12 protein-coding genes are annotated in these 10520 nt (G+C 63.8%); 7 read left to right on the forward strand and 5 right to left on the reverse strand.

Annotation, left to right across the window (positions count from 1 at the left end):
* Together ACESMD_RS05795 and ACESMD_RS05800 are read right to left on the reverse strand one after the other, a co-directional pair.
* On the reverse strand, positions 1-557 hold a 557-nt coding region (locus tag ACESMD_RS05795), incomplete at its 3' end, for an ATP-binding cassette domain-containing protein (protein WP_372611190.1).
* A gap of 14 nt (positions 558-571) precedes the next feature.
* On the reverse strand, positions 572-1588 hold the full coding sequence (locus ACESMD_RS05800) for a succinylglutamate desuccinylase (protein ID WP_372611192.1): 1017 nt from the start codon (positions 1586-1588) through the stop codon (positions 572-574).
* A gap of 254 nt (positions 1589-1842) precedes the next feature.
* Here ACESMD_RS05800 and wrbA point away from each other — a divergent pair, with 254 nt between their 5' ends.
* The gene (gene wrbA / locus ACESMD_RS05805; protein WP_372611194.1) at positions 1843-2439 is read left to right on the forward strand and encodes an NAD(P)H:quinone oxidoreductase; all 597 of its coding nucleotides are present in this window, start codon (positions 1843-1845) and stop codon (positions 2437-2439) included.
* An 89-nt stretch (positions 2440-2528) separates the two neighbouring features.
* On the opposite strand, the gene ACESMD_RS05810 is transcribed toward wrbA, so the two are convergent.
* Complete coding sequence (locus tag ACESMD_RS05810; protein ID WP_372611196.1) at positions 2529-3602, reverse strand: tartrate dehydrogenase; 1074 nt, start codon at positions 3600-3602, stop codon at positions 2529-2531.
* Positions 3603-3787: 185 nt separating this feature from the next.
* Entirely contained in the window at positions 3788-4255 is a 468-nt protein-coding gene (locus ACESMD_RS05815; RefSeq protein ID WP_372611198.1) for a heme-binding protein, read from the reverse strand.
* A 282-nt stretch (positions 4256-4537) separates the two neighbouring features.
* Here ACESMD_RS05815 and ACESMD_RS05820 point away from each other — a divergent pair, with 282 nt between their 5' ends.
* The 6 genes from ACESMD_RS05820 to ACESMD_RS05845 all read left to right on the forward strand — a co-directional run bounded on the left by ACESMD_RS05820 (position 4538) and on the right by ACESMD_RS05845 (position 9772).
* On the forward strand, positions 4538-4885 hold the full coding sequence (locus tag ACESMD_RS05820) for a hypothetical protein (RefSeq protein WP_372611200.1): 348 nt from the start codon (positions 4538-4540) through the stop codon (positions 4883-4885).
* Entirely contained in the window at positions 4849-5418 is a 570-nt protein-coding gene (locus ACESMD_RS05825) for a GntR family transcriptional regulator (RefSeq protein ID WP_372611202.1), read from the forward strand. Before ACESMD_RS05820 ends, ACESMD_RS05825 begins: the two co-directional genes overlap by 37 nt.
* Positions 5419-5421: 3 nt before the next feature.
* Positions 5422-6195 carry a 2-keto-4-pentenoate hydratase gene (locus tag ACESMD_RS05830; protein ID WP_372611204.1) on the forward strand — a complete coding sequence of 258 codons (774 nt, stop codon included), beginning with the start codon at positions 5422-5424 and terminating at the stop codon, positions 6193-6195.
* Between the two features lie 69 nt (positions 6196-6264).
* Complete coding sequence (locus ACESMD_RS05835; RefSeq protein WP_372611206.1) at positions 6265-7188, forward strand: NAD(P)-dependent oxidoreductase; 924 nt, start codon at positions 6265-6267, stop codon at positions 7186-7188.
* A 128-nt stretch (positions 7189-7316) separates the two neighbouring features.
* Positions 7317-8291 (forward strand): 2-hydroxyacid dehydrogenase, encoded by a 975-nt coding sequence (locus ACESMD_RS05840; protein ID WP_372611208.1) that lies wholly within the window; start codon positions 7317-7319, stop codon positions 8289-8291.
* A gap of 152 nt (positions 8292-8443) precedes the next feature.
* Entirely contained in the window at positions 8444-9772 is a 1329-nt protein-coding gene (locus tag ACESMD_RS05845; RefSeq protein ID WP_372611210.1) for a glycosyltransferase, read from the forward strand.
* 6 nt (positions 9773-9778) lie between these two features.
* Here the strand turns inward: ACESMD_RS05845 and ACESMD_RS05850 are convergent, their stop codons facing one another.
* On the reverse strand, positions 9779-10312 hold the full coding sequence (locus ACESMD_RS05850; RefSeq protein ID WP_372611212.1) for a TVP38/TMEM64 family protein: 534 nt from the start codon (positions 10310-10312) through the stop codon (positions 9779-9781).
* Between the last annotated feature and the right edge of the window lie 208 nt (positions 10313-10520).

Below are 10520 nucleotides of genomic sequence, written 5' to 3' on the forward strand. Positions count from 1 at the left end.
TCGGGGTCCAGCGCCGAGGTCGGCTCGTCGAACAGCATCACCTCCGGGTCCATGGCCAGCGCCCTGGCGATGGCGCCGCGCTGCTGCTGGCCACCAGACATCTGTGCCGGATAGTAGTCGGCGTGCTCGTCCAGACCGACCCGCTCGAGCAGCTCCCGGGCATGGGCGATCGCCTCCTTCTTCGTCTTGCCGAGCACGTGGACCGGTGCCTCGATGATGTTCTCGAGCAGGGTCATGTGGGCCCAGAGGTTGAAGCTCTGGAAGACCATGGAGAGCTTGGCGCGCATGCGGACCACCTGCTTCCAGTCGGCCGGCTCGCGACCGTGCTTGGTCTCCTTGAAGCGGATCTGTTCGCCATGGACGATCAGGTCGCCTTCATTGGGCTGCTCGAGCAGATTCATGCAGCGAAGGAAGGTGCTCTTGCCGGAGCCGGAAGCGCCGATCAGGGTGATCACATCGCCCTTGTGGGCCTTCAGGGAGAGACCCTTGAGGACTTCGATGTCACCGAAGCGCTTGGTGATATTGCGCACATCCAGCGGAATCGGGGTGTCGGCCATCGGGCGAACTCCGGCTAGGGGTGGTTGAAGGTCCGGAGTGATGTCGAGGCCGGCGGCGGCGTTCGCCTCACGAGCAGGGCCGCCCGGGCACCGATCTCGACCTCGGCATTGGGGAAGACGACGCCCAGCGAACGGTCGGCAACCCTCGTATCACCGGCACGGGCATCCTGGGCCAGCAGGGTGTTCGGCGCAAACTCGGTGAAGTTCGGCGTATCGTCGGGAAAGCAAAGGCGGAAGTCGTCTGCCTTGCGTATCAGTTCCTGCTCGACACGAAAGAAGGCCATCTTTGCCGACTCGGCGGCGGCTGGCAAGCGTCCACTGATCAGGGCCTCCAGCGATCGGCGCATGGGCACCAGGGCAGCCAGGTCGTTGTGGCCGAAGGGCAGGGCATGGCCGAGTTCCAGGGTGAAGGCCTGGGCGGCGTGATAGTGCCGCGAGTAGTGGGAGAAGGTCCAGCTGTGGCGATGCTGATGCAATACGGCCTGGATGTCGGCACCGGCCAGCCAGCTCCATTGTTCGGGTGCCGTGGGCGTGTCGGCATGGGGCTCGACCACGAAACGCGGATAGCGGCTCGTGCGGATCGCCGTGTGCAGGTCATAGTGCAGCCGTGCTCGACCCGCCTGACGCATATAGAAGGCATCCACCGATGCCATCAGGGCTCGGGCGAGGTCGGCTTCCATTCCCGACTCCTCGAGGTCGCGCCGGAACAGGCGGTTGAGGTTGGTGCCGACGTAGCGCACCCCCCGGCGAATCGCTTCCGGATTGCCGAGGATCACCAGGACAGGTGCACCGAGTGGGATAAGTCCGGCCTCCAGCCTGGCCAGGCAGTCACCCAGCAACTCGATGGGCGCCGTCTCGTTGCCGTGGATTCCCGCGGATAGCACGCAGGCTCTGGCCTGGCGGGTCGGCGTGTCGGGTCGCAATTCCAGGATGCCGGGGGCCTCTACCCGGTAGTGGCCTCCCGGCACTCGGCCTTCACCCTTCACCGAAGACAGCGCATCGAGGCTGAGATCAAGCCACTCCTCAAGCATCCCGGTGCGCCCCGGCCCCGCCCTCTGCCGGGGAAGACAACCGCTTTCGTGACATCCATGAGCTCCTTTTGACAGGCCAGGCTGGCGGGTAACGGTGTTCGACAGGTCATGCTCGACAGAGGAAATTAGTCGATCAATTCGATCAAAATGATCGAATACATTCGCTTTTGTTCACCAATGCCGTCCTTATACTGCGTATTGTAATCAAGTTGCGTACCGAACCGGTACTAACCCTGTTGCGCAGGAGGTGTGCAATGACCAAGGTGCTCGTGCTTTACCATTCCATGTACGGCCATGTCGATACCCTGGCCGCCACCGTGGCCGAGGGGGCGGCATCCGTGTCGGGGGTCGAGGTGACCGTCAAGCGTGTCCCCGAGACCATGCCCGAGGAGATCTTCGCCAAGGCGGGTGGCCAGCAGTTTAAAACCAGCGAGGCGTCGCCCGCGGAACTCGTCGAGTATGACGCCGTGATCTTCGGCACCCCGACGCGGTTCGGCAACATGTCCGCCCAGATGCGTAACTTCCTCGACCAGACCGGTGGCCTCTGGGCGAACGGGGAACTCCGCGGCAAGGTGGCCAGCGTGTTCACTTCGACGGGTACCGGTGGCGGCCAGGAGACGACCATCACCTCCTTCTGGAATACCCTGGCCCACCACGGCATGGTGATCGTGCCGCTGGGCTACGGCATCGGCGAGCAATACATCTTCGACCAGGCCGGTGGCGGCAATCCCTACGGGGCGTCCACCATCGCCGGTGGTGATGGTTCACGCCAGCCCGACGAGCGTGAACTCAAGATCGCCCGTTTCCAGGGCGAGCATGTGGCACGCATTGCCGGGAAGCTTGCCGGCTGACTCCAGCGCCAGGTCGAGCACCCAAATGAGACGAGGCCCCGTCCGGATGTGATCCGGACGGGGCCTCGATTGCGGTCATGCAGTCACCATCAACCAGCGATGCGCTCGGCGATGGCGCGGCCCAGGGTCTCGGTATTGCCCTGTCCGCCGACGTCAGCGGTCAGCACGGCCGGGTCGGCCTCGGCGAGTACCGCTTCGAACCCATCGATGATCGCCTGGGCGGCGTCCTTGTCACCGAGGTGGTCGAGCATCATGGCAGCGGACCAGATCTGGCCGATGGGGTTGGCGATGCCCTTGCCGGCGATGTCCGGGGCACTGCCGTGCACCGGCTCGAACAGGCTGGGGAACTTGCCTTCCGGGTTGATGTTGGCTGAGGGCGCCACCCCGATGGTACCGGTGCAAGCCGGGCCCAGGTCGGAAAGGATATCGCCGAAGAGGTTACTGCCCACTACCACATCGAACCAGTCGGGATGCATGACGAAGTTCGCGGTCAGGATGTCGATGTGGTACTTGTCCACGGCGACCTCCGGATAGCCTTTCCCCATGGCCTCCACCCGCTCGTCCCAGTAGGGCATGGTGATGGAGATGCCGTTGGACTTGGTCGCCGAGGTGAGCTTTTTTCGAGGGCGGGAGGCCGCCAGGTCGAAGGCGTATTTGAGCACGCGGTCGATGCCTACTCGCGTCATCACCGTGTCCTGGATCACCACCTCGCGGTCTGTGCCCTCGAACATCTTGCCGCCGACGCTGGAGTACTCGCCTTCGGTGTTCTCGCGGACCACGTAGAAATCGATGTCACCGGGGCGGCGACCGGCCAGCGGGCTCTTGATGCCCGGCAGCAACTTGCAGGGGCGCAGGTTGATGTACTGGTCGAACTGGCGGCGGAACTGCAGCAGTGACCCCCACAGGGAGATGTGGTCGGGTACCGTGGCCGGCCAGCCCACGGCTCCATAGAAGATGGCATCGAAGTCATTGAGCTGGCTGAACCAGTCATCGGGCAGCATCTTGCCGTGTTCGAGGTAGTAGTCGCAGCTGGCGAAATCGAAGTGCTGCAGTTCCAGGTCGATATTGAATTGCCTGGCAGCGGCTTCCATGGCCCGCAGTCCCTCGGGCATCACTTCCTTGCCGATACCGTCTCCGGGAATCACGGCGATACGGTGTGTCATGACGATCTCCTCTGTGTGTCGGATCAGCTCCAGTCTAGTCTCCCTGCATGGAGAGATAAGCAGGTTATGATGAAAGCTATTGTTAACCTGAAGTGGAGAAGCCGTGTCCCAGCTCTATGACCTGGCCTTCTTCCAGCGCCTGGGGGTGGAGCTGGCCAGTCGCACCACCCGGCCATGACGCGCCGTCAGCCCTCGGCCGCATCCAGGCCGGCGCCGAATCCGGCGGCTTCGATCCCGGCCAGCACGCAGGCCTGGTCATTGCCCGGGCTGTCGCCGCTGGCACCGACGGCGCCGATGATCTCACGGTTCTCGTCGAGGACCAGCACACCACCGGGGACGGGGACGAAGCGCCCCTGGGAGGCAGTGGCGACGCCGGTCACGAAGGCCTCGCGACCCTGGGTGCGTTCTCCCACGGTCGAACTGGACACACCGAAGCCCAGGGCGGCTGCGGCCTTGCCCTGGGAGATCTGGATCCTCAGGATGCCGGAACCATCCTCGACATCGGCGGAAACGAGATGCCCGCCGTCATCCAGCACCACCACCGTCAGAGGCTGGAGCTCCTGTCGTCTGGCCTCGGCCAGGGCGGCGGTGATGATCTGGCGTGCCTGATGGAGGGGCAGGTGGGTCCTGCGTCGAAACACATCGAAGGCCATAGCCTGTTCTCCACATGGAAAGAAGGATCAGGGAGTGGCGATCCCGCCACTCCCGATTCGTGTCGATGCCATCTTCAGGCTTGCCCGATCTCGTGGTTGCTCATCTCGATTCCTCCTTGTGATTCAGGACGTGCCACATGGTCACTTTTATTGGATATTGCATTTTGTATAGCGTTATCAGGCCGGGGTGTCAAGCCAAGCCACCTTGTATTCCCGAGGCCCGTGCCCTGAATCTACACGAATAATTTCTATAACTATTTGAATGGTAAGAAAACACAGCCGATGGCTGGTTTTCTCATTACCGTGCCTTGCCAGTCTGGTCACATGCGCTATACTGGATATTGTATTCAATTGTATGTTCAGGCACTCGGTAAGCGAAAGACACTCGGTAAGCGAAAAACACCGCAAGGAGCTGATATGGCCCATCCTTCGAGCCACCGGGATATCCAGCAGGATAATGGCGAGGAAGTCATTCTCGGTGACGCGCCGACATTGCTCCCCAGGACGACGCTGCATGACGAGATCGTCGTTTCGCTCAGGGACATGATCGTCGACGGCACCTTGCCCGCCGGGCCAAGCTGTCCGAGAAGCAGTTGTGTGATCATTTCGGCGTATCACGAACGCCCTTGAGGGAGGCCTTCAAGGTCCTGGCCGCGGAAAATATCATCGAGCTGCTTCCCAACCGCGGCGTCAGGGTGACCAAGCTGACCATCGAGGACATCGACGAGGTCTTCGAGGTGCTGGGTGTCCTGGAGGGCCTGTCCGGGGAGCTTGCCTGCTTTCGCATGAGTGATGCGGAAATCGCCGAGGTCAGGGTGCGTCATGAGCAGATGGTGACGCACTTCCAGAACGGTGAGAGGTTGCCCTATTTCAAGCTGAACCAGGAGATTCATGAGCGCATCATGCGGGGTGCCCACAACCAGAACCTTGCCGATGTCTATTCCCGCCTGTCCGGAAGAATCCGTCGCATCCGCTACCTGAGCAGCCTCTCCGAGCGACGCTGGAAACAGGCAGTGGGCGAACATTCGGCGATGATCAACGCCCTGGAGAATCGTGATGGTGACCGCCTCTCCAAGATCCTCAGGGATCACCTCAAGAACAAGGCCGACGCGGCCAGGGAGAATCTCCTGGAGGCGGAAGGCAATACCCATGCAACGAGATGAGACATGACCCATAGCGACGATGGTCTGGAACAGGCTGCAAGATTGATCGAGCAGGCGCTGGTCCGTGGAGAACGACTCGAGGGGCTGCCCGAGCAATGCCGCCCGACCGACCACGCTCAGGCCTACGAGATTCAACGCCGTCTTGCCGACCGTCTGGGACAGTGCGGCGGGTGGAAGGTCGGTGCCAAGGCCCCGGACCCGGAAGCGCCTCGCCATTATTCCCCGCTGCCGGCGAGTCTGGTCCGGGAAGGTCCCGTTGAACTGGCCTTTTCGCGGTTTTCCTATCCGGCCCTTGAAGCCGAAGAGGCCTTCAAGCTGGGGAAGGATCTACCGGCGCGCGAACGGCCCTACTCGCCGGCTGAAGTGAGAGAGGCGGTGGCCTCGGTCCATGCTGTCATCGAGCTCGTGGATTCGCGCTTCATGGCTTGGCCGGAGGGGGTGGATGCCCTGACCCAACTCGCCGATCTGCAGAACAACGGCTTTCTGGTAGTGGGTGAAGGTGTTTCCGACTGGCAATCACTGGCACTCGACTCCCTCGCGGTGACCCTGTCGGTCGATGATGCCGAGATCGTCAATACCCGGGGCGGGAATCCGGCGGGGGATCCCTTCGCGCTTCTCGTCTGGCTGGCGAACGCCCTGCCTGACCAGAGCCAGGCGCTGCACGCCGGCGAGATAGTGACCTGTGGATCCTGTACGGGAAAGTACCCGGCGAAAGGCCCACTGGATGGCGTGGCGACCTTCGAGTCTCTCGGGCGCGCCGAGTTGCGTCTCGTCTAGCGGCAGATTCCGGTATCGGTGAATTCCCCCGCTTGAACGTCGAGGGTCACAAACAAGAGGAGATTGAAGATGAGTATTCAGATCGCATTTCTCGGGACCGGCCTGATGGGCGGACCCATGGCGACCAACCTGCTCAAGGCAGGTTTCGACGTCAAGCTCTGGAACCGGACCCGCAGTAAGGCTGAGGCCCTGGAATCCCATGGCGGTGTGGTGGTGGACACCCCCACCGAGACCGTGGAAGGCGCCGATTATATTCTCTCCATCCTCGACAGTGGTCCGGTGGTCAAGGAGGTCTTCTTCGAGTCGGGTGCCGACAAGAAGATGAAGAAGGGCGCCGTCTTCGTCGATATGGCATCGATTCCCCCCTCCATGGCTCGGGAACATGCCGAACACCTCAAGGGGCTGGGTGTCCATCATCTCGATGCCCCGGTGTCCGGGGGGAGTCTCGGCGCGGCCGAGGCGTCGCTGGCGATCATGGCCGGCGGTGACAAGGCGGCCTTCCAGCAGGCCGAGGCAGACGGCATCTTCAAGCCCATGGGGCGTACCACGCATGTCGGGCCGGCGGGGTCCGGCCAGTTGGTCAAGCTCTCCAACCAGGTGATGGTGGCGGTGAACATCACCGGTGTCGCCCAGGCCATGCTGCTGGCGTCCGCCGGTGGTGCCGACCCGGCGATGATCCCGGTCGCCCTGTCGGGTGGCCATGGTGACAGCCGGGTGCTCCAGGAGCATGGCCAGCGCATGCTGGATCGTCGTTTCATCCCGGGTGCCCCGATGCGCAACTTCATCAAGGACATCGACACCTGCCTGGCAGAGGCGAAGTCCCTCGGCATGTCGCTACCGGTTCTGGAGAAGGCGGCCGAGTACTACCGCGAACTCTATGACGAGGGCAAGACCCAGTGGGATCACAGTGCCTGGTTGCTGGCCCTTGAACGTCACAGCGATGGCGTGCGCATGGGCGACGGTCCGGACGTGGGTCCCGAAGACCAGGGCTGAGACTTCCTGCCAGAACTGCGTCAATAGTAGCGGCCCCGTGTCTGCCGATGACTCGGCTGTCGATAACAAGGACGTCGGCAGAGTCACGAGCCACGCACCAAGAGGAAGACAAGAAGAGGAAGGCAAGAATGAAGAAGATCCTGGTATGTGGTGCCGTCAGAGATCGACAGATGGAGCAGATGCGTGAGGCGTTTCAGGTCGAGGATTTCAGAGGGGTATCCCTGGATAACAATCCGGCCCTCGAGACCGCCCTGGGCGAGGCCGATGCCCTGATCAATGGTGGCCTGCCGATCACCTCGGCACTGCTCGATCGAGCGCCTTCCCTGAGGGTCATTGCCACCATTTCCGTGGGCTATGATGCCTATCCGGTGGATGAGCTATCACGGCGGGGCATCCTGCTGTGCAACACGCCGGATGTCCTCACTGAGACCACGGCGGATACGGGCTTCTCGCTGATCATGGCCACGGGGCGCCGAGTGGCGGAACTGGATAGCTGGTTGCGTCGGGGTGAGTGGAAAGGCAGCGTGGGTCCCGCCCAGTTCGGCAAGGATGTCCACGGCAAGACCCTGGGCATGATCGGCCTGGGTCGTATCGGTGCCGCCGTGGCCAGGCGTGGCGCCCTGGGCTTCGGAATGTCGATTCTCTACTCGAACTCCTCTCCCAAGCCCGCCCTGGAGGAGGAACTGGGCGCGCGCCGCTGCGAGATGGCCGAGCTGCTGGCCGAGGCCGATTATGTCTGTGTCACCGTGCCCCTGGTCAAGGAGACCGTCCATCTCATCGGCGCCGGGGAGTTTGCCCTGATGAAGCCCGATGCGGTCTTCATCAATCTCGCCCGTGGCAAGGTCGTGGACGAGACGGCCCTGGTTGATGCGCTGAAGAAAGGGCGTCCGGGTGCGGCGGGTCTCGATGTCTTCGAGGTCGAGCCCCTGCCCGGCGATTCCCCGCTTCTCGGCATGGACAACGTGGTCCTGCTGCCCCATGTGGGATCGGCCACTCACGAGACCCGTGATGCCATGGCCCAGCGCGCCGTCGACAATACCTGCCAGGCCCTGCGCGGCGAGACCCCGCTTAGCCCCGTCAACCTCGATAGCTGGCAGCCTTAGCCGCCGCCTCATCAAGGCACCCGTCCCCACAAGAGATCGAGTCGCCGCTGGGTTTCTTTGTTATCGTCCCCTCGCCACCTATCCTGAAAGGAGGTGGCCAATTCCGTTCTGTCCTTGCAGAATGCCATGATTTTTCCGAAGGAAGTGCCGGCGTGAATGTCCTCATGTTCACCAATACCTACCTGCCCATCGTCGGCGGGGTCAGCGAGTCGGTGCAACGGCTCAAGGTGCAACTCGAGAGGGCCGAGCATCGGGTGCTGCTGGCGGCGCCGCGTCTCGACGGGCAACCCCGCGACGAACAGGATGTGGTGAGGGTCACCGCCGTACAACACTTCAATGGCAGCGATTTCTCGCTGCCCGTGCCGATTCCCGGACAGCTCTACGATGCCATCGAGGTATTCGAACCGGATGTCGTGCACTCTCATCACCCCTTCCTGCTCGGCGATACCGCTGCCCGGGCGGCGGTGATCTACGGCCTTCCGCTGGTGTTCACCCACCATACCCTCTACGAGCACTACACCCATTACGTGCCTGGCGATTCCCCGCGAATGCAGCGTTTCGCCAGGTCGCTGGCGATCGAGTACACCCTGATGTGCGACGAGGTGATCGCACCCAGTGACAGTATCCGTGATCTGCTGCTCGCCCGGGAGGCCAATCCGAGGATCTCGGTGGTGCCCAGCGGCGTGGACACCGTGCGCTTCGCCCTTGGCGACGGCCGGGAGTGGCGCGCGCGGCTGGGCATTCCCGATGGGGCCTACGTGATCGGCCATCTCGGCCGGCTGGCCCAGGAGAAGAATCTCGCCTTCCTGGCCGAGGCGGTATGCCGAGCCCTGGTCGGGTTGCCCGAGGCCCACTTCCTGGTGGTCGGGGAGGGTGAGGCGCGACGTGATATCCAGGCGGTGGCCGAGGCACGAGGCGTGGCGGGCCGCCTGCACTTCACCGGCCGCCTCCAGGGCCAGGCATTGATCGACGCCTACCATGCCATGGACGTCTTCGCCTTCGCCTCGCACAGCGAGACCCAGGGCATGGTCGTGGCCGAGGCCATGGCGGCCGGGTTGCCGGTGGTGGCCGTCGCCGCCCCCGGGGTGCGCGAGGTGGTGGTCGAGGGCCGTAACGGGCGGTTGATCCCCGTGGACGACCTCGATGCCATGGCCGAGGCGCTGGCCACACTGGCCGCACCTGACGCGCGGGCCCCACTGGCCGAGGAGGCCCTCGAGACGGCCGCCGGCTATGACGAGGCGCGCTGCGCCGCGCGTTGCCTGGCCGTCTATCGCCACGCCATCGCCCGGGGCGGGCCCTTCACCTATGCCGACGAGGGGGGCTGGGAACGTATCCGAAGTCGGCTGGGGGCCGAATGGCAGATGCTTCGCCATCGCGGCCGCCTGCTTCGCCACCTGGTGCAGGAAGAATGGGGGCAGGAGCGCCCCGCCTGGTGGCCTGGCCACCGCGAGGAGGACGAGACCGAGGCGCCACCGAAGTAGCCCGCCTCAATGGGGGCCGCGGCGTCGGTCAGACCAGCGCTTCAGACCGGCCAGCAGGGCGACGCCCGCGGCCAGTCCGGCAAGCGACCACAGCAGTTCCCCGCGGTCGGTGGCGGTGACCAGGGCGCCGAGCTGGCTGCCGAGGAGGATGACGGCGGCCAGACCCGGCACGATGCCCAGGGTCGAGCCGATCATGTAGTCGCGAAAGCGCAGGTGGAAGGCGCCGGCCATCATGTTGGTCAGGGTGAAGGGCGCCAGGGGCAGCAGATTGATCACCGTCATGGTGCGGATGCCGCGGTGTGCCAGGTAGCGTGACATGCCCTTGAGGTGACGGCCACCGTAGGTCATCAGGGTCTTGCGTCCCAGGCGCCGTCCCACCCAGTAGGAGACCACCGACGAGGTCAGGGTACCCAGGGTGGCGTAGACGAAGCCCCAGGTCGGGCCGAATACCAGGCCGGTTAGTGCCACCAGAATACTCAGCGGGAACATCACCAGCAGGGCGCCGGCATAGAGCGCCATGACTGCGAGGGAGCGAGACATCTTTCGAGAGGCGTCCGAGTGGTCGAGAATCGCCTCAGCATACGCAAGAGCGCCCGGCAACCAAAGCGGTGCCGGGCGTCAGGGGTCCTGGAGTCGCGATGACCTGGCCGCCGCCTTTGCTGGAGGCGAGGGTCGTCGGTGCGGTATACAGGGGTGCCGCCCCGCTATCCCCCGCGCAGCCCGAGAAGGCCCGCCCCGGTATCAGCCA

Origin of the sequence: Halomonas sp. (assembly GCF_041689495.1) — a bacterium.
In the GTDB taxonomy this organism is placed as follows: Bacteria; Pseudomonadota; Gammaproteobacteria; order Pseudomonadales; family Halomonadaceae; genus Halomonas.